This is a genomic window from Clostridium sp. 19966 (assembly GCF_032335695.1).
GTDB lineage: Bacteria > Bacillota > Clostridia > Clostridiales > Clostridiaceae > JACTOJ01.
Genome location: NZ_JACTOJ010000040.1, coordinates 1 through 22,153, shown reverse-complemented (window position 1 = coordinate 22,153; position 22,153 = coordinate 1). Strand labels below are relative to the sequence as shown.

General features: G+C 31.6%; 25 protein-coding genes, 1 tRNA gene and 1 pseudogene. 11 read left to right on the top strand and 16 right to left on the bottom strand.

Translation table 11 applies throughout. The features are described 5' to 3' along the window. Positions 1-24: 24 nt before the first annotated feature. Together IAI10_RS22950 and IAI10_RS22945 are read left to right on the top strand one after the other, a co-directional pair. A tRNA-Asn gene (locus IAI10_RS22950) sits at positions 25-99 on the top strand. Positions 100-706: 607 nt separating this feature from the next. Next, a complete protein-coding gene (locus IAI10_RS22945; protein WP_315675652.1) occupies positions 707-916 on the top strand; it encodes a hypothetical protein in 210 nt (69 codons plus the stop codon). Between the two features lie 125 nt (positions 917-1,041). Here the strand turns inward: IAI10_RS22945 and IAI10_RS22940 are convergent, their stop codons facing one another. From IAI10_RS22940 to IAI10_RS22925, 4 genes are all read right to left on the bottom strand, one after another. Beyond that, positions 1,042-1,488: an HIT family protein gene (locus IAI10_RS22940; protein WP_315675651.1), complete on the bottom strand. Its 447-nt coding sequence runs from the start codon at positions 1,486-1,488 to the stop codon at positions 1,042-1,044. A 145-nt stretch (positions 1,489-1,633) separates the two neighbouring features. Next, the gene (locus IAI10_RS22935) at positions 1,634-2,086 is read right to left on the bottom strand and encodes a threonine/serine exporter family protein (protein WP_315675650.1); all 453 of its coding nucleotides are present in this window, start codon (positions 2,084-2,086) and stop codon (positions 1,634-1,636) included. Further along, complete coding sequence (locus tag IAI10_RS22930) at positions 2,083-2,841, bottom strand: threonine/serine exporter family protein (protein WP_315675649.1); 759 nt, start codon at positions 2,839-2,841, stop codon at positions 2,083-2,085. The genes IAI10_RS22935 and IAI10_RS22930 overlap by 4 nt, the downstream gene beginning before the upstream one ends. Before the next feature lie 82 nt (positions 2,842-2,923). Further along, complete coding sequence (locus IAI10_RS22925; protein WP_315675648.1) at positions 2,924-4,393, bottom strand: UDP-N-acetylmuramoyl-L-alanyl-D-glutamate--2,6-diaminopimelate ligase; 1,470 nt, start codon at positions 4,391-4,393, stop codon at positions 2,924-2,926. A gap of 126 nt (positions 4,394-4,519) precedes the next feature. On the opposite strand from IAI10_RS22925, the gene IAI10_RS22920 reads away from it, so the two are divergent. Both IAI10_RS22920 and IAI10_RS22915 read left to right on the top strand, forming a co-directional pair. Next, on the top strand, positions 4,520-5,380 hold the full coding sequence (locus IAI10_RS22920) for an AraC family transcriptional regulator (RefSeq protein WP_315675647.1): 861 nt from the start codon (positions 4,520-4,522) through the stop codon (positions 5,378-5,380). 150 nt (positions 5,381-5,530) lie between these two features. Then, positions 5,531-7,408, top strand: a complete 1,878-nt coding sequence (locus tag IAI10_RS22915; protein ID WP_315675646.1) for a DNA topoisomerase — start codon at positions 5,531-5,533, stop codon at positions 7,406-7,408. A 46-nt stretch (positions 7,409-7,454) separates the two neighbouring features. On the opposite strand, the gene IAI10_RS22910 is transcribed toward IAI10_RS22915, so the two are convergent. The 4 genes from IAI10_RS22910 to IAI10_RS22895 form a co-directional block, all read right to left on the bottom strand. After that, the gene (locus IAI10_RS22910; RefSeq protein ID WP_315675645.1) at positions 7,455-8,300 is read right to left on the bottom strand and encodes a YitT family protein; all 846 of its coding nucleotides are present in this window, start codon (positions 8,298-8,300) and stop codon (positions 7,455-7,457) included. Positions 8,301-8,406: 106 nt separating this feature from the next. Then, positions 8,407-9,222: a tetratricopeptide repeat protein gene (locus tag IAI10_RS22905; protein WP_315675644.1), complete on the bottom strand. Its 816-nt coding sequence runs from the start codon at positions 9,220-9,222 to the stop codon at positions 8,407-8,409. 61 nt (positions 9,223-9,283) lie between these two features. After that, positions 9,284-10,081 (bottom strand): ABC transporter permease, encoded by a 798-nt coding sequence (locus tag IAI10_RS22900; RefSeq protein ID WP_315675643.1) that lies wholly within the window; start codon positions 10,079-10,081, stop codon positions 9,284-9,286. Continuing rightward, positions 10,074-10,847 carry an ABC transporter ATP-binding protein gene (locus IAI10_RS22895; RefSeq protein WP_315675642.1) on the bottom strand — a complete coding sequence of 258 codons (774 nt, stop codon included), beginning with the start codon at positions 10,845-10,847 and terminating at the stop codon, positions 10,074-10,076. Before IAI10_RS22895 ends, IAI10_RS22900 begins: the two co-directional genes overlap by 8 nt. Positions 10,848-10,982: 135 nt before the next feature. On the opposite strand from IAI10_RS22895, the gene IAI10_RS22890 reads away from it, so the two are divergent. Together IAI10_RS22890 and IAI10_RS22885 are read left to right on the top strand one after the other, a co-directional pair. Beyond that, on the top strand, positions 10,983-11,507 hold the full coding sequence (locus IAI10_RS22890; RefSeq protein ID WP_315675641.1) for a PadR family transcriptional regulator: 525 nt from the start codon (positions 10,983-10,985) through the stop codon (positions 11,505-11,507). A gap of 16 nt (positions 11,508-11,523) precedes the next feature. Continuing rightward, positions 11,524-11,844 carry a carboxymuconolactone decarboxylase family protein gene (locus tag IAI10_RS22885; RefSeq protein WP_315675640.1) on the top strand — a complete coding sequence of 107 codons (321 nt, stop codon included), beginning with the start codon at positions 11,524-11,526 and terminating at the stop codon, positions 11,842-11,844. Positions 11,845-11,884: 40 nt separating this feature from the next. Here the strand turns inward: IAI10_RS22885 and IAI10_RS22880 are convergent, their stop codons facing one another. The 4 genes from IAI10_RS22880 to IAI10_RS22865 form a co-directional block, all read right to left on the bottom strand. Further along, entirely contained in the window at positions 11,885-12,283 is a 399-nt protein-coding gene (locus IAI10_RS22880) for a BRCT domain-containing protein (RefSeq protein ID WP_315675639.1), read from the bottom strand. Between the two features lie 435 nt (positions 12,284-12,718). Further along, the gene (locus tag IAI10_RS22875) at positions 12,719-13,204 is read right to left on the bottom strand and encodes a hypothetical protein (RefSeq protein WP_315675638.1); all 486 of its coding nucleotides are present in this window, start codon (positions 13,202-13,204) and stop codon (positions 12,719-12,721) included. An 11-nt stretch (positions 13,205-13,215) separates the two neighbouring features. Further along, a complete protein-coding gene (locus tag IAI10_RS22870; protein ID WP_315675637.1) occupies positions 13,216-14,805 on the bottom strand; it encodes a recombinase family protein in 1,590 nt (529 codons plus the stop codon). A gap of 348 nt (positions 14,806-15,153) precedes the next feature. Beyond that, positions 15,154-16,326 (bottom strand): S53 family peptidase, encoded by a 1,173-nt coding sequence (locus IAI10_RS22865; RefSeq protein WP_315675636.1) that lies wholly within the window; start codon positions 16,324-16,326, stop codon positions 15,154-15,156. A 331-nt stretch (positions 16,327-16,657) separates the two neighbouring features. Here IAI10_RS22865 and IAI10_RS22860 point away from each other — a divergent pair, with 331 nt between their 5' ends. The 3 genes from IAI10_RS22860 (at position 16,658) to IAI10_RS22850 (ending at position 17,918) form a co-directional block, all read left to right on the top strand. Then, a complete protein-coding gene (locus IAI10_RS22860) occupies positions 16,658-16,819 on the top strand; it encodes a hypothetical protein (protein ID WP_315675635.1) in 162 nt (53 codons plus the stop codon). Between the two features lie 180 nt (positions 16,820-16,999). Next, the gene (locus tag IAI10_RS22855) at positions 17,000-17,530 is read left to right on the top strand and encodes a GNAT family N-acetyltransferase (RefSeq protein ID WP_315675634.1); all 531 of its coding nucleotides are present in this window, start codon (positions 17,000-17,002) and stop codon (positions 17,528-17,530) included. 118 nt (positions 17,531-17,648) lie between these two features. After that, positions 17,649-17,918: a late competence development ComFB family protein gene (locus IAI10_RS22850; RefSeq protein WP_315675633.1), complete on the top strand. Its 270-nt coding sequence runs from the start codon at positions 17,649-17,651 to the stop codon at positions 17,916-17,918. Positions 17,919-17,971: 53 nt separating this feature from the next. On the opposite strand, the gene IAI10_RS22845 is transcribed toward IAI10_RS22850, so the two are convergent. Beyond that, a complete protein-coding gene (locus IAI10_RS22845) occupies positions 17,972-18,676 on the bottom strand; it encodes a TIGR03943 family putative permease subunit (protein WP_315675632.1) in 705 nt (234 codons plus the stop codon). Further along, positions 18,673-19,776 (bottom strand): permease, encoded by a 1,104-nt coding sequence (locus tag IAI10_RS22840; protein WP_315675631.1) that lies wholly within the window; start codon positions 19,774-19,776, stop codon positions 18,673-18,675. Before IAI10_RS22840 ends, IAI10_RS22845 begins: the two co-directional genes overlap by 4 nt. 206 nt (positions 19,777-19,982) lie before the next feature. Here IAI10_RS22840 and IAI10_RS22835 point away from each other — a divergent pair, with 206 nt between their 5' ends. After that, positions 19,983-20,339, top strand: coding sequence for an SH3 domain-containing protein (locus IAI10_RS22835; protein WP_315675630.1), 357 nt, complete (start codon positions 19,983-19,985; stop codon positions 20,337-20,339). 203 nt (positions 20,340-20,542) lie between these two features. On the opposite strand, the pseudogene IAI10_RS22830 reads toward IAI10_RS22835, so the two are convergent. Then, positions 20,543-21,088, bottom strand: a pseudogene (locus tag IAI10_RS22830) (ABC transporter substrate-binding protein); the annotation flags it as partial. A 236-nt stretch (positions 21,089-21,324) separates the two neighbouring features. On the opposite strand from IAI10_RS22830, the gene IAI10_RS22825 reads away from it, so the two are divergent. Continuing rightward, the gene (locus tag IAI10_RS22825) at positions 21,325-21,765 is read left to right on the top strand and encodes a YiiD C-terminal domain-containing protein (RefSeq protein WP_315675629.1); all 441 of its coding nucleotides are present in this window, start codon (positions 21,325-21,327) and stop codon (positions 21,763-21,765) included. Between the two features lie 25 nt (positions 21,766-21,790). Here the strand turns inward: IAI10_RS22825 and IAI10_RS22820 are convergent. Continuing rightward, positions 21,791-22,153: hypothetical protein (locus IAI10_RS22820; RefSeq protein ID WP_315675628.1), on the bottom strand; the 363-nt coding region annotated here is incomplete at its 5' end.

Below are 22,153 nucleotides of genomic sequence, written 5' to 3'. Positions count from 1 at the left end.
GGTAGGACGTTGCCAGGTTGGTATTCCGCGATAGCTCAATGGTGGAGCATTCGGCTGTTAACCGAAGGGTTGGAGGTTCGAGCCCTCTTCGCGGAGCCATTTTAATTTTTTGGAGAGTTAGAACATTTAGCATGAAGCTAAGTGTTTTTTTTGTTTTATAAGAGAAAAAAACCGATAAAATGCTGACGCTCCGTGGAGGTTCGAGCCCTCTTCGCAGAGCCATTTTAATTTTTTGAAGAGTTAGAGCATTTGGCGTAAAGTTAAATGTTTTTTTGTTTTTAAAAGAAAAGAAAGCTAATAAAACGCTGACGCGTTAACAGAGGCTTAATAAGAAAATTGTATTTATTGATATAGAAACATGAATAGCCAACTTCAGGTTGTTAACACATAAATAACGAGGAAGCTTGTTAATAAAGCACTATTCCAATGCATGGAATAAAGTGATAATATTGTATAGAGGAGTTTATTAGTAGTATAAATGTCATGTGAACAATGAGGTTAATAGAAGAACACTTTAGGCTATGTAAATAAATGTGAATACAAGCAGACAAATATAAAAAATTCTCGCTTAATGCCTTGTAGGGTATTATAGAACACTTATTGAAAGAGGTGAATAAGAAATGCGTTTGTGTCCTACAACAGTGATTTTCACTATTAAATTAAGAAAAAACCTCCTTTAAAATAAATTAATTTAAGGAGGATATATATGAATATTTCTGATAATGTATTAAGTAGCCACTTAAAAAATGTATATTGGATAGCAGGAACAAACTGCGGAGGAAAACCCACAATGACAAACTACCTTGCAAAAAAATATGATATGTTGGTATATGACTCTGATTCGAGATTTAGTGAACATCAAGCAATAGCAAATATATCTGAGCAGCCAGCTATGAAATGGAAGGAAATTCTTTAACTAACGAGCCTTTAAGGCAATCGGGATGTTCTGTTGACACAGTTACATCGGCTGCATTTGTTCAACAAAGAGCAAAGCTGTTGCCTACGACATTTGAAAATCTATTTCATAACTTTGTTTAACTCTTATTTTGAACATAGACGCATAATTTCATTTTTAATCATTGCTTTTAGTTCTCTTCTCTGCTCATCATTCGGCCTTGTAGATTCATCAAACAATTCCTCATTTGACAATTGATATACTGAACTAATTATAGGAGTATCTCCTTTTACTCTCGGATATAAGTGCCAATGAATATGAGAACATCCATTTCCAAGTAATTCATAATTCATCTTATCAGGCTTAAATATATTAGAAACAGCCTCTGCGACTATAGACATTTCTTCAAGATGCTTAATTTTAAAAGAATGTTCTAAGTTATGTAATTCAGGACCATGCTCCTTACAAATGAAAACGGTATAGCCCTTAAACCTCTGAAACCATCCTAAAATTACATATCCTGTTTCAAGTTCCATAATAAAATATGGGTCATCAGTAATGCTTTTTTGCTTTTCGCACATTTTACAACTCATCGCATAGTCTCCTACAAGAATATTAATTATCCTCAGTTCACACTTTTTACTGAATGGAATAAATAGCAAGGAATAAAACCTCGAATAATAGCAAATCACTTTCTATTTATGCATGGCTTAGCATCAAAATAGTATGAAACATATGTTAATATATAGCTTTCTTTTTGTGTTTCTTAGCAGCACTTGGAACAAAAAGTCTAAAGGAAGTTGCTGAAAGCATAATTCCAAAGGCTATGGCACCGCCTACAGCTAGAGTTTGTAAGCCCGAGGAGAAGGCACGAGAATAGCTTTGGTTAACCAATAAATTAACAGTTCTGTAGGCTGTTATTCCAGGAACCAAAGGAAATATTCCAGGAATTGAAAATTCCATTGCTGGAGTTCTCAGTTTTCTAGCCATAATCTCGCTATATATTCCAACAGCAAAAGCACCAGCTAAGGAAGCTAATGTGGCACTAGGATTCCTGCTATATACTAACAGGTATGAAGCCCAGCCTAGAGCACCGCAAAAGCCAGTCCAAATTATTTTCTTTCTATCAATGTTAAATAGTATTACAGGGAAGATGCTCCCGAAAAAGGCTAATATAATTTGAAAAATCATGCTCCAACCCCCATACCTATTACTAATGCAGTGGCTATACCAGCTCCAATAGCTATAATAATTAAAAGTGCCTCTCCAAATTTAGCGATGCCTGAAGAAAAATCTCCATAAATTATATCTTTAATGCCATTGGTTAAAGCGACTCCAGGAATTAATATCATGATGGTGCCGGTAATAACATTATCTTTACTCACAAAATGCAGCAGATTCTGCGAAAATAAACTTAAAGCACCTATTAAAAATCCAGAGAAAAAAAACTCTGAAAATTGAAAAAAACCTAGGTGAGAAGTTTTTTCCATGAGATAGTATATTCCTATGCTTATTAGAGCAGAAATAAAAGCATCGTAAAGCGTACCATTAAAAAACAGAGCATAAATAAAAGCGGTCATACAAGCCGCGAAAATTCTAACAGGAAAGCTAAAATAAGGAGCATCCTCTATATTTTTTAAAATATCTTTAGCTTCTTCAAAAGAAACTGCATTTTCTGCAAGATTTCTAGAAAAAGAGTTAACAAGTTCTATTCTGTATAAATCCACACGCCTGAATCTTATTTTTTTTAAAGAAGTTATTTTTTCCTCTGATTCATCTATGACAGAAACAAAAACTCCTTTTGCTGTGGAAAGACATTCACAGGGTAATTTATAAGAGGCGCAGATTCTTTCTATGGTTTCTTCTACTCTATAAGACTCTGCACCATTGCTTAAAAGAATTTGCCCTGCAGTGAGAGCAATTTCCAATACTTCTTTAGCCTTCATTCGTAACACCTCATATAATTTTATAAAGCATTATCATTATAGCATCTTTTGTATGAATGTAAAATTAAATGAAAGCATTATTTTAAATCATAGCTTTGTTTTTTAAATATTCCTTAATTATTTTGGCATCGTTAAATTCATAGGTTTTATCCTTTACTATTTGATAATTTTCATGACCTTTACCTGCGATTATTATGGTATCTCCAGAAGCTGACAAAGAAATAATTTCTTCTATGGCTTTTTCTCTATCAGTAATTTTCTTATAAGCACAATTAGTATTTCTTAGTCCTTCTTCAATATCCTTTATTATTTTATCTGGATTTTCACTTCTTGGATTATCTGAAGTTATTATGCAATAGTCAGCAAGGGAACCTGCTACTCCTCCCATGATAGGTCTTTTATTTATATCTCTATCTCCTCCGCAGCCAAATAATAATAAAAGTTTACCCTTTGTAAATTCTCTGGCTGAAAGTAAGATGTTTTTTAAACCATCTGGAGAATGGGCATAATCTATTATTATATTTATATCTTTATTGTTTCTAACATATTGGAATCTTCCAGGAACTCCTTTTAGGTTTGAAAGAGCTCGAACTATTTCATCCATAGCTATTCCACTTAAGTAGCAGGAAGCAGCAGCAGCTAAGGCGTTATATACAGTAAAACGTCCAGGTATATTTATTTCCACTGGATAAAATATTCCATTAAAGCTAAGATCAAAGCTTACACTATCAATACTGTATTGAATATTAATAGCTCTAAGATCTGCGGTATTTTCTATACCATAGGTTAGCACAGAAGAATCAGGATACTTTTTAATTATGGCTTTAGAAAAAGCATCATCTGCATTTAATACAAAGTTTTTGCACATAGCAAAAAGCTTTAACTTAGCTTTCTTATAATTTTCCATAGTGCCATGTTCTTCAAGATGCTCCATAGTAAGATTAGTAAACACAGCAATATCAAAATTGCAGCCATAGACTCTATTCATTTCTAGAGCTGTAGAAGTTACTTCCATAGCCACATCTGTCATTCCTAAATTTATCATTTCGCTAAAAGATTTTTGGAGTTCCAGAGAGTCTGGAGTGGTTGGGTTTAGCTTCGAAGTCCTTAGCTGCATTCCAGCAGCATTATTTTCTATGGTTCCTATTATTCCGCATCTTCTATAGCTGTAGTTTAAAATATCTGATATAAAGTAACTGGTAGAGGTTTTCCCATTGGTACCTGTTATTCCTATAAGATTAAACTTATGGGAAGGATAATCATAAAAGTTATTGGATGCTATTGCCATGGCAATTCTGGAGTTCTTCACTCTTATTACTGTTACATTTTGAGGAATATTATTTGTCTCCTTCTCTAAAACAATGGCTAAGGCTCCGCTGTTTATGGCCATATCTATATAATTATGTCTATCCACATTTTTATTTTTTACTGCTATGAATAAGCAGTTCTTAAATAGCTCTCTTGAATCCCAGCATATCTTATCTATATTTACAGATAAGCTTCCCTGAAGAAGCTCGTATTCAATTCCTTTTAATAAATTTGAAAGCAGCATTTGATCCTCCTATATAAAAACATATTGATTAGTAATCATTACAGTTATATTATATAATTAATAAATGCAATATTTAATGCAATATATGCTATAAATATTGTAAAAGATGCTGAAAGGTTAATGCAAATGGAAGAAGGAAACGAATATATAAGCATGGGATATCTTAAAAATGATTTTGAGATTTTTCATATAAAAGATAAAAAACAATTGGAATTTGAATTTCATTACCATGAATTTGATAAAATAATTATTTTTATATCTGGTGATGTGACTTATCTAGTCGAAGGAAGAGCCTATAAATTAAGGCCTTGGAATGTTTTGTTTGTGGGCAGCAATGATATACATAAACCTATGATAAATTCACAGGAGACTTATGAAAGAATAGTTATATGGATAAATGCAAAATTTTTGCAGGAGCATAGCAAAGATAATTGTAATCTTCTCTGCTGCATGCAGAACTCATCAAAGTATAAAAGGAACCTTCTAAGCCTTAGCACTTCAAATGAAATAAGGCTAAAGCAGCTCTTAAAGCAGCTGGAGGCGTCCATTATAGATAAGGAATTTGGAGGCAGTATACTAAAAAATGCTGCATTTTTGACTTTTATTGTGAATTTAAATAGAATGTATATTGGAAGCAAAGAAGAAACTGCTTCTGAATATGTTAAAAGTGATGATAGAATAATCAAGATAATTGATTACATAAGGAATAATTTAAACCAAGAGCTTTCTGTAGAAAAATTAGCTGAAAAATTTTTTGTAAATAAATACTATCTTATGCATAGATTTAAAGAACAAACAGGGTACACTCTTCACGCTTACATATCGCAGAAAAGACTTATGATGGCAGCTAGTTTACTGAAATCAGGAAGTAAACCCTTGGAAATATATTCTCAATGTGGATTTTTAGATTATTCAGTATTTCATAGAGGCTTTAAAAAACAATATGGAATATCTCCTAAGCAATATGGAAGCATAAATTCATTATAAAAACATAGCCTGACATCTAAAAGAATGTTTAAAATTAGTGTAAAAATCAACATTGATTTAAAGTAAAGTGAAAAAATATGAATATTTCAACATTAAATTTTTTAGTGCAGCATTTTTCACTGTAGTATATAATATTATTTGGTGATAATTATGAAAAGACTTATATTAGCAGAGAAGCCTTCAGTAGCTAGGAATATAGCTGAGGCTCTTAATTGCAAGGTAAAAAAGGATGGGTATATAGAAGGAGAAAACTTTATAGTTACCTGGGCATTTGGACATTTATTAACCCTTTGCGATTGCAAGGATTATGATGAAAAATATGCCCTGTGGAATCTGGAGTACTTCCCTTATATACCTGAAAAATTTAAATACAAGATAAAGAATGATGGAAACAATAGAAGTAAAGAGGATGCAGGGGCTAAGAAGCAATTAGGCATAATAAAGGCATTAGCCGATAGAGAAGATGTAGAAGCTATAATAGGAGCTACAGACTTTGATAGAGAAGGGGAGCTTATAGCTCTTTTAATATTTACTTTTTTAGGTATAAAAAAACCAATTTATAGAATTTTGATAAACGAATGGACTCCTGCAGAAATAAAAAGAGGTCTCGAAATATTAAAAGAAAATAAAGAAATGAGACCACTTCAAGATGCTGGAGTAAGCAGGCAGCTGGCAGATTGGATAATGGGAATTAATTTTACATCTGCTGCAACTCTTAAATATGCAAGGGGTAAGAGATCTCTGTTGAACATAGGAAGAGTACTCATGCCTACTCTAAAGATGATATACGACAGGGAAATGGAAATAAAGAATTTTAAAAGTGAAACTACTTATGAACTTACCGCAGAATTTAAATGTGAAGCAGGAATATATAAGGGAAAATTTTTTCATGGAAAATTAGATAAGTTTCCTAAAAAAGAGAGCGTAGAGAGACTTAAAGAGGAGCTTAAGGATAAAACTGGAGTAGTAGAGGAAAAAAAGATTGAAACCAAAAATGAATATCCTCCTGCTTTATTTAATCTAAGCAATCTTCAAGGATACATAACCAGCAAATTTACTGGATGGACGGCGGATAAAGTTTTAAAAGTAGCTCAAAGCCTATATGAGAAAAAATATATAACTTATCCAAGAACTGAAAGCACAGCTCTAGAAGAAACTATTAAAGATAAAGCTAAAAATGTACTTCAGACACTTATTAAAGATATTCCTTTCAAAAATGAGATAGTTTTTAGCGACACCAAGAAGGTTTTTAATAATACTAAAGTAGAGAGCCACAGTGCTATTATACCTACTTATATAATACCTAAGGGACTTTCTAAGGACGAACAGGATGTATATGATGCAGTGAAAAATAGATTCTTATCTCAGTTTATGGTACCAGCAGAATATGAAAATACTGAAGTAATAACTAAGGTAGCTGGAGAAAAATTTGATAGACTGTTTATTACTAAAGGAAAAATATTAAAGGAAAAGGGATGGCTCAAATTATATGATGAAGAGAAAAAAGATGAGCTATTGCCCAATATGGAAGAAGAGGAAGAAGTAGAAATATTAAAATTAGAGGTTTCTACTAAGAAAAGTAAACCTCCAGCTCATCATACTGAAAAAACTCTTTTAAAGGCTATGGAAACCTGTGGAAAGAACAGGGGAGATAAGGAAGAAGAGGACGATACAGTACTTTATGGATATTCCATAGGAACTGCAGCTACAAGAGCTGAGACCATAAATAAACTCAAGTCTGCAGGTTATATATATTCAAAAGGAAAGTCTCTTCTCATAACTGAAGTAGGAATAAATCTAGTAGAAAAATTTCCTGTGAAGGAACTGCTAGATACAGATTATACTGGAAGGCTTGAAAAAAAGCTGTTTGACATGGAAAAAGGAAGCTTCCCTAAGGATGAATTTTTAAAAGAGATTTATGATTTTACTGTAAAGGGTGTAAATAGAATAAAGAAGAGCTGGAATATAATCATCAATGACAAAAGAGAGCCAAAACCAGAAGAAAAGACTGAAGTAAATAAACAATAAAATAGGCTTTGTTTTATGAATCACATAAAGCAAAGCCTAAAAGCATCTATATGTACATGGACTGTCTGTAATTACCCATTATATTATTAACCTCAGAAACTGTAACAAAAGCATTGGTATCCAACCTTTTTATCATAGATCTAAGTTCAGAAAGCTGATTTTTTTCTATTACTAAATATATCATGCCTTTATGCTCTTTAGAATAGCCTCCTACTGCATCTAATATGGTAACTCCTCTCACTAGTCCTTTTTGAATTTCTTTGACTATTATATCCGTGTTGTCACATACTATAAAGCATTGGACATTTGAGAAGAAGATCTTATTTATGTAATCCATAGTTACGGACCTTACAAAGGTTATTAGAAGGGCATACAGAACAGAATAAATGCCAAAAACTAAGGCAACAAAAACAAATACTACTAAATCTCCAATCATGAGTATACTTGATACCGGGGCTGATTTAAACTTCTTATTTATAACTATAGCTAAGATATCAAAGCCTCCGCTGGAACTGTTAGACATAAATATGAAAGTAAGTCCTACAGCAAGCACAATTCCGCCAAATATAGAGCCTAGAGTTAAGTCTTTTATGGCTTGAATTTTAATATTAGCATTTATAAAATCTGTGGCGAAGGAAGTTATCACTACGGAAAAAACACTTTTAATAAAAAAGCTTCTTCCAAGAAATTTATAGGCAATTACGAATAAAGGTATGCTTACTATTAAGGTAGCCAAGCCTACTTTTATGCCAAAAATGCTGTTAAGGCATAAGGCTATACCAGTAACACTGCCTGAACCTATCTTTAAAGGAATAAGAAAGACTGTTACATATAAAGACACAATAATGCTTCCAAGTATCATAAGAGAGTACTCTTTAATTAATGTTTTCATAAAAATCCACCTCATGTTAGTTTAGTATACTATTATATATTTTTATCAAAAAATTAAAAATTAGCATAGGATAAAGTCCATATACTAATTTTTAATGACTTCAAGTTTATTTCTGCTCATTTTCCAATTCCTTGATAGCATTTTTGATGTCCTCATGAGTAATATTGCTCAAATAGGATTCAGGAAATTCTAATGCCTTTTTATAATTTTTCAGTGCTTTTTCTTTATTATCTTGCTTAATAAGAGTTAAAGCATAATGGTAGTAGGCTTCTGGAAATTTAGGTTCCTTTTCCACTAAACTTTCGTAAATTTCAGCGGATTTAGCATAATCACCTAAGTGATAGTAGGTCTCTCCCAAATTATCACTTATTACGTTGCTGGAACTATTATAGTCATAAGCTTCTAGGTTAATTGCCAAAGCTCTTTCATAGTTACCTTGAAGTATTAATAGATAACCAAGATTTTCATAAAGAATTGTAGTTTTAAAATTAGGATATATTCCTTCTAACATTTCTACTGCTTCATCTAATTTACCAGATTTCCACTTTGCTAATGAATAAGTTAATTTAGTGTTGTTTTTATCTGCTTCAGTTATATTAGAATTAAGTAAAGCTTCAAGTACCTTAATAGCTTCATCTACCTGCTTATTTTTTAGAAGCAGATAAGCGTAAGAATGTTTAACTCTAGGAGCAGAAGATTTGATTTTTGCAGCTTTACTATAAAGTCTTAAAGACTCATCCACAAGGCCTATGGAGTAAAGCTTAGCCGCCCTTACAGAATAGTAAAATGATCTTCTTTGGTATAATAGAAAAGCAGCGAATAAGAACAACATTGTAATTCCTATGGAATGATTATTAATATATACAGTTAACCATAAGAATATTCCTAGTATAGCATATAGTATTTTGGTTATTTTAAGCATGCTTGATTGTACCCCCTATTTTTATCCTCAGCACATATATTATCATTAAGAGGGGCTTAAATCAATATTTCCTTTTTAATGTTTTTTCAAGTCTTGCCACTAAAGCATACATTATATAGGCAAGTATTGACAATATAAGTATGCTTACCATTACCATATCAAGTTGTGCTATTTGTCCTCCATATACTATTAGGAAGCCAAGACCTTCTTTAGCTACAAGGAATTCCCCCATTATTACCCCTACCCAGGAAAGCCCTACATTTATTTTAAGTGCGGATATCAAGGAAGGTATAGAGGCAGGTATGATTAGCTTTGTTAATATTTGAAGCTTGTTTGCGCCAAAGGTTTTCAAAAGTTTTATTTTATCCTTACTAACTTCGTTGAAACCTGATAATATACTTATTATAGTAACTACTATAGATATTAACAGTGTAATGATTATTATGGCTTCCAACCCATTGCCTACCCAAAATATTATTATAGGACCAAGTGCAACCTTAGGAAGGGCATTTAATACTATTAAATAAGGCTCGGCTACCTTAGAAGCGAACTCAGACCACCATAATAAAATTGCAATCAGACCACCTAGCAGAGTACCTAAGAGAAAACCCATTATGGTTTCATAGCAAGTTACGAATATATGCCTAAATAAAGTTCCTTCACCATACAGAGTTATGAGACTTTTAACCATCCTAGAAGGAGTGCTGGTTAAAAATGGATCCACTATATTCAAATCGCCTAGGAGCTCCCAGAGGGCAAAAAATAGGATTAAAATAAATATTCTAGTAAAGGTTATTTTATTTTTTTCTTTCTTTATCTTTTTTAAATAATTCAAGTGCTCTTTACTATATTCAGTCATTTATCTCCATCTCCTTCCAAATGCTATTAAAGTACCCAGAAAAGTCGGGAGACCTTCTTCTAAGTATAGGAGTGGGATATTCAGGAGAAAAATTTATGCATACTTCTCGTTTTACGTAAGATGGTCTTTTAGAAAGAACTAACACCCTGTCACTTACGGAAACAGCTTCAGCAATATCGTGAGTAACCATAAGCACTGTCTTTTTTTCATTTTTTATTATTGCATATATTTCGTTTCCTATATTTAGACGGTTTACATAGTCTAAAGCAGAGAAGGGTTCATCCAAAAGCAAAACCTGAGGATTTAAAGCTAAGGTTCTTATTAAGGCCACCTTTTGCCTCATGCCGCCGGAAAGCTGAGAGGGTTTATGGTGCCTAAAATCCCACAAATTGTACTCCTTAAGTAGTTTTTCTAAATAGGCAAATATGTCGCTGGTGACTTTATGCTGTATCCTTGGACCCAAAGTTATGTTTCTCCAAACATCAAGCCATTCAAAAAGTTGATCTTGCTGAAACATATATCCTATATAATCAAGCTTGTAAAAATCTTTATTTATCAATTTATCATTAAATAAAACCTCTCCCTGAAGTGGCTTAATAAGCCCGGCTAGTATATTTAATATTGTAGATTTACCGCAGCCAGAAGGCCCTACTAAACTTACAAATTCACCAGCTTCTACATTTAAATTAACGTTATTTAAGGCAGGGGTTTCACCTACATGGGTATGATAATTCATATATATTTTTTTAAGTTCTAGCTTACTCATTTAATCATCTCCCAGTGTTTTATAATTCAGTATATGATTGTTAGTGAAAGTTTGTTATTATGTAATAAAAATGCATTGACAATAATTTGTAATATGCTATTCTTATATTAGAATAGTATGGAAGGAAATTTAATTATGACAATTATAGAAATAATTTTATTATGTCTTTTGCAGGATAAAGACTATTATGGTTATGAAATGGAAGAGGTAATTGATAAGAGAAATATGCGAATGTGGGCAAGTATAGGATTTTCATCAATATATAATTCTCTTAACAGGCTAGAAAAAGCTGAATACATAAGTTCTAGGATGGAAAAAAAATATGGTTCACCGAAGCGAAAAGTATATTTTTCAAATGAAAGTTCAAAAGCTGTAGTAAAAGAAGAGGTTATAAAATTAATAGCCGAATCTAAAAATGACAGCAGTAGCTTTGATGTTGGTATAGCTTTTTCTTACCTTTTGGCAAAGGAAGAATTTTTGAAAGCTCTCTTAGAGCATAAAGAAAATTTAATTAAAAGAAAAAAACTTCTAGAATACAGATACGGTATTCATCCTACGGCAAAAGAAAGACCATATATTAAAGCTTTATTTGAGAGACCATTGCTATTTGTTGAAACAGAATATAAATGGCTTGAAGACTTCATTAATACTAATTTTTAATATTGGAGGAATAAAAATGAGTGATATGTCAAAAGTAAGCGATGCCTTTAGAACATTTTTTAAAGAAGCTCCAGAGCATCAAAAAGCATGGATGGAAGCTGTGCAAAAGCTAGATGCAGCAAGCAAACTTGATCCAAAAACTGAGGAGATTGCATATATATCGGTAATGTGTGCCAACAGATTGTTCAGCGGGCTCAATTTTCATGTTAAACATGCAAAGCAGCTAGGTGCCACCAGGGATGAAATAATAAGTGCTGTATTGGTTGGACTTCCAGCGGTGGGGAATATAGTAATACAAGCCCTTCCAATAGCTGTTGAAGCTTATGATGAGGAATAGTAATTGGATAATTTACTTAAGCTAGGTTTTTAAATCTAGCTTAATCATTTTTTATTGAAGTATCTATTGTAAATGTTATGGATTTTGAATTATTCAAGGCTTTCCAAAAATCCTCTTCATGTATTATAAGTATTTTACATTTTGATTCTTGCAAAGTTATAGCCCTTTGAATTTTAAGACCGTAGCTAGAAAATGCCCAGTTAGAATTTCCCTTATCCCCAACCACCAAATAATCTACATTTCTATTAACTGTATTTGTGAAAATTCCTCCCTGCAAGGTTAACGCTCTTGAAATATTACCTCTAGTCATTCGGCTGGAGGCTCCAGTAAAGCAAAAGATTTTCCCTTTTATATTTATGCTGGCATCTATAGCATAAAAGCCGTCGGTTTTATTTTCTTTTATATGACTTTTTTCAAGTTTGTCAAATGATATTTTCATATTAACCTGCTTTCAATAAAAAAATAATGAATCCCCGCGAAAGGATTCATTTTATCTCTAGGTTCTGTTATAAATCGATGTGTTTTTTACACTGATTTATAACATTCCTTCAGTTCGCTGGGCTATGTTTTAAAATGTTGATATTATCTTTGGAGTTCTAGAAACTCTTAGGAAGTGCGACTTATAATTGGCGTAATTTTGCCCAGGACGGGCAAAGCAATTTTAGCGCCATGGACGGCGCATTAAAATTGGTAGCAAATTATAATAAAGCAATCCTTAGAGTTTCAGATCAAGCAAAGCCTTTATCAACATTCTTTTGAAACATAGCCATTATATAATGTTAAGCACTCGGCAAAGTACTCTCGTATATTTTATCAGAAATTTGTTTGTATAACAACAAGCTTTTTTCATTGGCTTTGTTTCGAACTAGAATTATTATTTAATATTTTTAATCGCATTTTCTCCAAAACTATTGTTTATGATATCATTAAAAGGTGGACGTTCTTTTAGTAAGCTTGGATCGTAACTTTGAATTATATCCATAAGTCTATTTAAGCTTTCCTCACTTACGGTTGGCTCCGTAGCAAAAGCTTGAATTCCTCTATAGTTTTTCACAGTAGAGGCTATTACATTTACATCAGTTCCTGGGAAAAAGCTTTTTATAGAATTAGCAACTTCACTGTCAGTGTGCTTCTGAACCCATAGCTGTCCTTTATATATCGCATTAGTGAACTTTTGGATTATATCTTTGTGTTTACTTATATAAGATTTGGTAGCAAAGTAACCAGTATAAGGTATTACGCCAGCAGAGGTACCTACTGAAGCTTCTATATAACCAGTTTTGCTTTGAGCAAAGGTGCTGGCAGTAGGTTCGAAAATTGTAGCAAAATCGCCAGTACCGCCTTTAAATGCACGATACATAAAAAAGCGAGTTATTTAATGTCTGTAAATAGAGTAATGGCTAACATGTAATTTACGCTATCATAATATATGGAACTTACTAAGGATCTGATAAGGTATTTTTTTCTATTATAATCTGAATTTTCATATAAGTTTTTAAAATTTATCAGCATAGAAGACAGCATATCAATGGCGTCTAAATTTTCTACATTATTGGTATCAACATTGAAAAACTGAGCCTTTTTGTTTTTTAGAGCTTCCAGTTCTTTATTCAGTTCTTCAATTTTAGGAATAATATATTTTACAATTGATGTATCTAGAGATAACTGCTGCACTAAGTTATCTATTTGCTTTTCTTTTAAAGCTATGTTTTCCGTTATAATTGTTATTTCTTTTGAATTATCAATTTTTGAAGAGGTAGCTTTGTATTCATCTATTTCAGGATTTAATTGACTTTTCTTAGAAGTTATTTCGAAGAGTTTATTTATAACTGCAGCTTCAATGATATCTGATCTTATGTTCTTACATCTGCATTTAGTACTGCCGTATTTTAGCTTATTACTGCATATGTAATATTTGGCAGTACTGCCATCAATTTGCATATGACCGGTTTTTTGGTACATAGGGCCGTCACAGTGCATACATTTTAAAATTCCATTTAAAAGACCGCTGGAGTCACTTATGAGCCTTGGAGCTTTAGATTTATTTTCATCCAGCTTATATTGTACCTTAAGCCAAAAATCACTATTTACAATGCCTTCATGTTTGCTTACGGCATAAATCCATTCATTAATTTCTTTATAATTATCTTTAGAATCTTTTTTGTTATAAGTCAATATGCCGTAGCCATTAGCTTCTCCAAAAACCGTAACACCTCTATTTTTTAAATAGCTAATTACTTTATCGCTGCTTTTAACATAAACAGGATTTCGAAGAAGCAGCTGAAGTGCTTTAATATTCCATTCATTATTATTTCGGGTTCTCATACCATCTTGTCGCAATTGCTTATGAACCTTGGAAAGACTGCCAAATTTAAAATATAAATCATATATGAAGGTAACTAATTCAAGCTCTTTTTTTATAGGAGAAAGTCTAAATAACTTTTTCTCTTTTAAGTTTTCATCCACATAGACTACAGGTTCGCTTTTAAAGCCAAAAGGTGGAGTACCTCCAAGCCATCGCCCTGATTTAGCAAGCTCAAACATATTGTCTCTTATACGTTCAGCAATAGTTTCACGCTCCAGCTGAGCAAAAACAGAGGATATATACATCATAGCCCTTCCCATAGGAGTACTTGTATCAAATTGCTCTTTGATAGAAACAAATTCTATGTTGTATTTAGAAAGTATATCTATGGTGTTAGAGAAGTCAGAAACATTTCTGCTTATTCTATCCAATCTGTAGCAAATGATAACTTGAAATTTATTATCCTTAGCATCCTTCATCATTTCCTTGAATTTAGGACGCTTCATATTACCGCCTGAGTAGCCTTCATCCTCATAGATAAGAAAGTCTTTTATGCCAATTTTAGTACCATAGTCCTGGCACATCTGTATTTGATTTTCTATTGATTCACCTTTGCCTGTAAATTTAGATTTGCGGGAATAAATAGCTGCAATCATTATAACCTCCTGTTTAAAGCATGGTCTAAATATAAGATTTACCTATAAAAAAATGATTATAGCCGTAAGTATAAAACAACTTTAGTACAATATATAAGTACTTTATTTGTATTGGAAATATGTATTTTTTTAATGGATAAGCTATTAATCTAAAACGGAATTTCAACAAATTGGAATTTATAAATAAGTAAGAAGTATGAGTGAATGGTGAAGAGTTTAAGTAGAAATTCGCTGCAGGCAAATTTTAACCATACCTCTTAACTTTTACTTATTAGTTCTTACTTCATACTTCATAGCAAATAGAAAGGAACCTCATATATAAATGAAGTTCCTTTCTATAAAAATGTTTTATTTAGATGCGTTGGTTATGAAAGCATCAACCTTTGGTGAACCTATTCCTGTTACTAAATCATATCCGCTCTTTGCGCTGTAGCCTCCATTGCTTCCAGAGGTTATGTCATGGAAATTTGTAGTATAACCAGTGCTTCCGGTAGCTCCTGACAAGCTATAGATTTTGGTTAAGAAATCAAAGCTTCCTAAAGCACTTCCCTTAGTCTGATCGACTAAAGCAACAACACCTGCCCAGCTTGGAGCACTAAGGCTTGTACCACCTACTTGGAACCAACCAGATTGCCCGCTGTAGCTAGTTGTATCATAAACAGCTACACCTGTGTTAGGATCTGCGTCCCAAGAAATATCTGGATCTCCTCTATGAGAGCTCACAATGCTTGTCCAATTGTTTTGATAGCTTGGTCTAGATTCATAAGAGCTAGTAGCTCCACCTGATCCGCTCCATCCAGTTTCGCTTTGATATGTTCCAGTTGAATCGATATTTAATGTAGTACCGCCAACGGATAATACATATGGAGATGCAGCTGGCCATTCGGAACCTGATCCATCATCACCAGAGGATGCTAAATAAGTAACTCCAGTATGCTGGAAATGAGAGTCGTAGGAAGCTTCTCCAGAAAATTCGCTGCCTCCCCAGCTGTTTGATACTGCAATTGCCCCATTATTACTAGCATAGTCTATGGCTGAAACAAGGTTTGCTGTGCTAGCAGTTTTTGCAACTACCAAAAGTATTTTAGCATTTGGTGCTATTGCATGAGCCCATTCTACATCCATAGCTGTTTCTAGAGCCCAGCCTCCATCAGTAGTTGATGGCTTTCCAGAAGGATATGCAATACTGATAGTGGTTTGAGGTAGTCCAAATTGAGTAGAAAAAGCATTTAAATCATTTTGTATTGTTGGGCTTCCATAAGCGTCAACAATGGCTATAGTTTCGCCTGAACCTGTGGCAGAGATTTTGTCTAGTCCGTAAGCTTTTCTGATTTGAGAAGGAACATAGCCAACGGGTCCTGAAGATGACGCTCTTTTTATGTGTAGAAGCGGATGAGCACTCCAAGAAGTGCTAGATAGAGATTTTTCAATGGAAGAAATTCCTGACAGTGTGTTGGTAGAAAGTACAGTAGTAGCTAATACAAGTCCAAATAATAAGCCTTTTTTTAGATTTTTTACCATAATGATACCTCCCTTTATTTGTTACTATTTATAAATAGTGATTTTATATAAATATAATAATCTTATAAAAGAATAAGGTAAAATGTTTTAATTACAATATTACAAAAATTATTAAATATTCAATAAATTATATGAATTGAAAGTAAAATAAATTTTTTACCTAAAAAAATATGACAATTATTGATAATATGATAATTGAGGTAAAATAGTTCAAATTTTTATAAATATCAATACCCCAAGAGCAACTTCTGTGGATTTACCATACCAATACATTAACCTCAAATTACAATTGGCATATTATAATATTAGTATTTTTCATGGGGGAGTATAGTTGAAAAAGCAGTTGCAGGTTAATGTAATAGAACCTGAAAGTTGGGATGAGTTTTACAAGTATTTGGGTAAGTTAATGTTTTCGGTTTGGCTTGATATGTGTCCTAAAGAATTGAAAATTGCTGCCATAGAAAAAGCAAAAGAAAAATTAAGCAATAATTAGTGCAACAGCTAAAGAATAGAAATTGAAAAACTTTTAATTTAAAATTATGAATAAAAATATTTGTTAGAAATTCAAATAATAGATAAGTTTTATGATTATAATAGTATGATATAATTATATTTAGTTTGATTTATAATCTTAAAATATATATTTTTCTGATTGAATTGAAAGGATACACATATGAATATTACTATTGAATTAGGACAAGCAAAGGATATTAATGAATTGGAACAACTTTATAATGAGTTAAATGATTACTTAGAAAAAGGAGTAAACTATCCAGGATGGAAAAAAGGTATATATCCTATTAGGAAAAATGCAGCTGATGGAATAGAAAACTCCAATCTTTATGTGGCAAAACACAATGAAAAAATCGTTGGTTCCTTTATTTTAAGTCACCTGCCAGAGCCATCCTATTACAAAGCTAAATGGAGAATAGAGTCAGATTATTCAGATATTTTAGTTATATATACATTTGTTGTACATCCAAGTTTTTTAAAATGCGGTATTGGGAAAGCATTAATGGATTTCTCGGTTGAACAGGGTATTAAGACAAATGCTAAAGCTATACGTTTAGATGTATATGAAGGAAATATGCCTGCTATAAGGTTATATGAAAAATGTGGATTTAAATATATTGATACTGTTGATTTGGGACTTGGCAATTACGGCTTAGATTGGTTCAAGCTATATGAAAAGTTAATATTATAATAGAAAATTTAGAATAATTTCATTAAATGTTATGATATAATTATACTTGAAATATTACAAAATATTTGCAATGGATAATTTTAAGAAATATAAGTTTATTTATTATGGGAGAAGAAAAATGGTTAGAAACTATATGGAACAGGTTGTTGCGGAGGCTTTACCAGCAATTATAAGTAAATATGAAAATATATGCAAATGTGAAAAATGTATCGATGATATAAAAGCTTTAGCTCTAAATAACTTAAAACCTCTATATATTGCTACTGAAAAAGGAGCGATGTATTCTAAAATAAAAAAATTACAGCTACAGTTTAGTGTAGATGTAATAAATGAAATTACTAGAGCGATTGAAATTGTATCTAAAAATCCAGTACATAATTGCGGTTAATTATTTTCATAGGATGATGAATTTTAATTTAGGAATACCTAAATATACTTACTCTATTCTGGATATATATAAGGATTTTTAGGCTTTTGAGCTGGGACTATAGATTTAACTATAACAATTGGAATAACTTCACTGGCACCTGTGCCAGATTTTTTAGTTGTCGTATCTATGGTTCCTGAAATTGTAATCCATTCATCACTTTTTAATGTGTAGGACTTATCAAAACTCGATAATATGCCTGTAACCTCAGCATCTGCAGCGCAGCAAACCATCATTAATCTAGCAATCAAAAATTCATTTTTTCCCATATCATTGCTTTTGTATACAAATCCAGTTATAGTTAATTTTTTCCCTTTGTATTTATTAGGATCGCTATAAATTATATCATCAGTAACTGAAGTGAAGTTACTATCATTTACAAATAAATCAGAAGGATTAATAGCGCTATCCTTTAAACTAACTTTTTGAGATAAAATGGTTCCCTTATTGGCTGCTACCTGGCCGCTAAGACCTTGGGGATTTATAAGAACTGCTAATATTACAGGAAATAGTATAATAAAGGAACATTCATGTCTTTCACTATTTTTCATAAATAGTTCTATAATTTGCACAATAATCAAAACTACTAAAAAGACTAGACATATTCGAATATAAATCAGCATTCTCGGATGAATAAAATAGAAAATCTTTCCAGAAACTAATAGTGAATAAATATAATAGAATAAAACTAAAAGTATAATACTTTTTTTATTAATCATTGGATCCTCCATAAAAATTGTATAGAATTTATGAAAATACCTAAAGCAAAACAAACAATGAAAATTAAGGATATAAGTTTAAATACAAATTTACCTTTAAATGAACTCCATAGCATCATAGTGTTTTTTATATCTATCATAGGACCCAAAATTAAAAATGCAATTATTGATCCTGAGGTAAACTGACCAAGGAAGGTTCTTGCTATAAAGGCATCAGTTTCAGAGCATACCGCTAGTAAGAATGCCAATAAAATCATTGCTAGGATAGAGAAAATGTTATTGAATCCTATAGATATCATGTATTGCCTTGGAATAAAAGTTTGCATAAGTGAGGATAAAAATGCACCTAAAACAAGAAATCTGCCTACCTCATTCAATTCATCAGCTGTATGCTGAAAAAGATCCAACATAACCAAGAGTATATTTTCATTTTCGTGAGAGTGCTCACTATGAGAATGCTGATGATGGCAATGGCAAGGATGATTTTCTTTTTCCTTTACAACTAAATGGTCTTTTTCAAGAAAATTTATTATTAAACCTATGAATATGGCAGCTATAGCGCCAAGAAAACCTCTGACAAAAACTACAGATATATTATTTGAGAAAGCGTAGTAAGTTGAAAATAGCACTATTGGATTAATTATAGGTATTGATAACATCATAGTTATAGCTATATATAAAGGCATGCCTTTTTTTATTAGTCTTCTTACAACAGGAACAATAGCGCAATCACATAAAGGGAAAATTAATCCTATAAGAGAAGCAGAAATAAGGGCTAAAACCATATTATTAGGAATAATTTTTTTTAAAGTTTCTTCAGAAATAAATAATTGTATTAGTGATGAAATAAAACTTCCTAACAATATAAAAGGTAAGGCTTCTAAAAAAATACTTATAAATATTGTGCTAAAGCCTTGTAAGGAATTGCTGTTAAAAACATTTGATAGGAAATTTGAAAAATTGTCTAGGCTTGATTGGCTAAAAGTATAGTGAGTTACACTAATTATTACTGGTCCTAGAATTATAATAAAAATAACGGTTGTGAGAAGTATGTAAAATAACAAAGTTCCAAAAAATTTTTTTCTATTTTCAATTATCAATTGTTTATCACCTCATATAAAATTAGCTCTTAAAAAATAATATTCAATTAAATATTAAATAGAAGAAAAAATAACAAAAATGATGTAAATAAGAATATTTACATCATTACGACAAAATGTTTATAATTTGTTAAATAATACCTTATACAATAAAACAAAGACAAGCTTAAGCAGTCTAAAATAATTATGAGAAAGAGGTATAAAATATGAGAAAAAAATTAACTTTATTGGTAAGTGGACTAATGATAAGCAGTTTTTTAGCAATTCCAGTAAGTGCAGCTCCTGTAAGTAAAACAACAGAACTAGGTACAACAAACGTCGTAAAAAGTAGCCAAGTACATACTATAGCTACTGCTACGATAACAGGTGATGGAGTGAGAGTTAGAACTAGCCCAAGTACAAGCAGTGCAGTTCTAGGGTTATTATACTCAGGAAGCACAGTATATATTTCTTTAGATGATAGTGTATCTGGATGGTATTATGTTATTTCTTCTCCAACAGGAGTAACAGGTTGGATTTCCAATCAATATGCAAGAATAACTCATATTCAACAGGATTCTTAAGGTAAAAACCATATTCTTAAGCACAAGTGGGATACAATAGTAAAAATAGCTGTAGCAAATGAAACTACAGCTATTTTTGCTTTCAGATTTTTTAAGTAAATGCTGTTTGTAAGGCTAAGATATTTTTTCTTTATGAATATTTCTGCTAATAATTTTTATATGGAAGCTTTTATTAATTATCGCAGTTTTATGTATCGCGTTAATGCGCCAGGTACTGCTGCAAAAGCTATATTTGTTATTATATTAAGATCTTTTTTAGGATTTATTCCATTAGCTTTTAAAACATATTCAAAAGCCATTTCAGGAACTCCACCAGGTCTTCCTCCAACCACAGTTTTTCCTTTTAAGTCAGACCAATTAAAATTGTCTATTTTGTTTCTTCCCACTAAAAAGGACCCATCTCTTTGAGTAAGTAATGAAAATACTACAGGGTAATCAGCTCTTTTCTGATTATAAATATAAATTACCTGCTCTGGTCCGCCAAAACCTATATCAGCACTGCCGCTAAGGACTTCTTGCATGGTTTTATCTGACCCATTGCCCACAGATAAATTTATATCTAAACCTTCTTCCTTGAAAAAGCCTTGATTAATGGCTGCATACATGGGAGCATAAAATACGGAGCGGGTAACTTCATTGAGTTTAACCTTAGTAAGTCCAGTATTTTCTTTTTTACTGCATCCGTATAGAGCAGAAGAAAATATCAGTACTGAAGCAAATAAAGAGAAAAATTTTAATAATTTTTTCATTGTGTTCCTCCATAAAGTTTTTTCAATTTATAATATGAAAAAGTAATTGATATGGTGTTAAATAGGAGACTAGGATAGAGAGCTGAATAAAAAATATTGCAAATTTTATATTTAAACTATAAAATTTTATAGAATATATTAATTTAATGTAAAGGAAGAAACATGATGTATGATGAAATGTTTGAAGATGAAAAGTAGGAATGATTATATTATTGATATAGAATGTGAGGATTAAAATGAACAAGGAAGAATTTAAAAATTTTTTATATGAAAAAATACCAATAACGAAAGCTATGGGAATTGATGTGGTGGAACTTACTCCTGAAAAAGTAAGTATTTCAGCAAAATTAAAGCCCAATATAAATCATCATCTTACTGCTTTCGGAGGCAGCATTAGTAGCCTCATGACTCTGTGCGGATGGGCAATGACTTATATAAATATTAGTGATGTAGATGACAAAGCGCATGTTGTAATCAAAAGCAGCAGTATAAATTATTTGGCTCCGATTAGAGAAGATTTTATTGCTGAATGCATATTATCAAATAAAAAAGATAGAAATGATTTTTTTGAGGCATATAATAGGCATGGAAAAGGAAGAATAAAGCTTAAAGTAACCTGCAGTGACAGGGAAAAGCTGTTAGCGGAATATGAAGGGCAATATGTAGCTTTTAAATAGGTTTATTCAATATTTTATCTTGTTCTTATTGTTTTTCTTTAAGACAAGATTTTTCTCTTTTTTGGATGAAATAAAAAACTAATATTAAAGTGAAAGCACTTATAGGATCCAAATCTTTTTTTGTAAAAATATACATTAATAATATAAACAACAAAATACATCCCATTAATAGATTGTTTTTGCCGTGAATAACTAAGTAATCTTCGGACACATCATATGTTTTCATCAAATTAGTTAATTTGTACTGTATAAGCCTTTTAGGAAATTTCAAGCAGTAAGATATACCTAAGGAAATTTCAAAAATAATATATATAAAAATCATTGTTATAAATATTTCATGCATATCGTCACCTTTAATAATATATAAATTACACTTGTAATTATAATT

What these genes read in the sequence shown, in the direction of transcription:
- IAI10_RS22945 (WP_315675652.1), top strand. Translation starts at nt 707, where the DNA reads ATGAATATTTCTGATAATGTATTAAGTAGCCACTTAAAAAATGTATAT.
- IAI10_RS22940 (WP_315675651.1), bottom strand. Translation starts at nt 1,488, where the DNA reads ATGAGTTGTAAAATGTGCGAAAAGCAAAAAAGCATTACTGATGACCCA.
- IAI10_RS22935 (WP_315675650.1), bottom strand. Translation starts at nt 2,086, where the DNA reads ATGATTTTTCAAATTATATTAGCCTTTTTCGGGAGCATCTTCCCTGTA.
- IAI10_RS22930 (WP_315675649.1), bottom strand. Translation starts at nt 2,841, where the DNA reads ATGAAGGCTAAAGAAGTATTGGAAATTGCTCTCACTGCAGGGCAAATT.
- IAI10_RS22925 (WP_315675648.1), bottom strand. Translation starts at nt 4,393, where the DNA reads ATGCTGCTTTCAAATTTATTAAAAGGAATTGAATACGAGCTTCTTCAG.
- IAI10_RS22920 (WP_315675647.1), top strand. Translation starts at nt 4,520, where the DNA reads ATGGAAGAAGGAAACGAATATATAAGCATGGGATATCTTAAAAATGAT.
- IAI10_RS22915 (WP_315675646.1), top strand. Translation starts at nt 5,531, where the DNA reads ATGAAAAGACTTATATTAGCAGAGAAGCCTTCAGTAGCTAGGAATATA.
- IAI10_RS22910 (WP_315675645.1), bottom strand. Translation starts at nt 8,300, where the DNA reads ATGAAAACATTAATTAAAGAGTACTCTCTTATGATACTTGGAAGCATT.
- IAI10_RS22905 (WP_315675644.1), bottom strand. Translation starts at nt 9,222, where the DNA reads ATGCTTAAAATAACCAAAATACTATATGCTATACTAGGAATATTCTTA.
- IAI10_RS22900 (WP_315675643.1), bottom strand. Translation starts at nt 10,081, where the DNA reads ATGACTGAATATAGTAAAGAGCACTTGAATTATTTAAAAAAGATAAAG.
- IAI10_RS22895 (WP_315675642.1), bottom strand. Translation starts at nt 10,847, where the DNA reads ATGAGTAAGCTAGAACTTAAAAAAATATATATGAATTATCATACCCAT.
- IAI10_RS22890 (WP_315675641.1), top strand. Translation starts at nt 10,983, where the DNA reads ATGACAATTATAGAAATAATTTTATTATGTCTTTTGCAGGATAAAGAC.
- IAI10_RS22885 (WP_315675640.1), top strand. Translation starts at nt 11,524, where the DNA reads ATGAGTGATATGTCAAAAGTAAGCGATGCCTTTAGAACATTTTTTAAA.
- IAI10_RS22880 (WP_315675639.1), bottom strand. Translation starts at nt 12,283, where the DNA reads ATGAAAATATCATTTGACAAACTTGAAAAAAGTCATATAAAAGAAAAT.
- IAI10_RS22875 (WP_315675638.1), bottom strand. Translation starts at nt 13,204, where the DNA reads ATGTATCGTGCATTTAAAGGCGGTACTGGCGATTTTGCTACAATTTTC.
- IAI10_RS22870 (WP_315675637.1), bottom strand. Translation starts at nt 14,805, where the DNA reads ATGATTGCAGCTATTTATTCCCGCAAATCTAAATTTACAGGCAAAGGT.
- IAI10_RS22865 (WP_315675636.1), bottom strand. Translation starts at nt 16,326, where the DNA reads ATGGTAAAAAATCTAAAAAAAGGCTTATTATTTGGACTTGTATTAGCT.
- IAI10_RS22855 (WP_315675634.1), top strand. Translation starts at nt 17,000, where the DNA reads ATGAATATTACTATTGAATTAGGACAAGCAAAGGATATTAATGAATTG.
- IAI10_RS22850 (WP_315675633.1), top strand. Translation starts at nt 17,649, where the DNA reads ATGGTTAGAAACTATATGGAACAGGTTGTTGCGGAGGCTTTACCAGCA.
- IAI10_RS22845 (WP_315675632.1), bottom strand. Translation starts at nt 18,676, where the DNA reads ATGATTAATAAAAAAAGTATTATACTTTTAGTTTTATTCTATTATATT.
- IAI10_RS22835 (WP_315675630.1), top strand. Translation starts at nt 19,983, where the DNA reads ATGAGAAAAAAATTAACTTTATTGGTAAGTGGACTAATGATAAGCAGT.
- IAI10_RS22825 (WP_315675629.1), top strand. Translation starts at nt 21,325, where the DNA reads ATGAACAAGGAAGAATTTAAAAATTTTTTATATGAAAAAATACCAATA.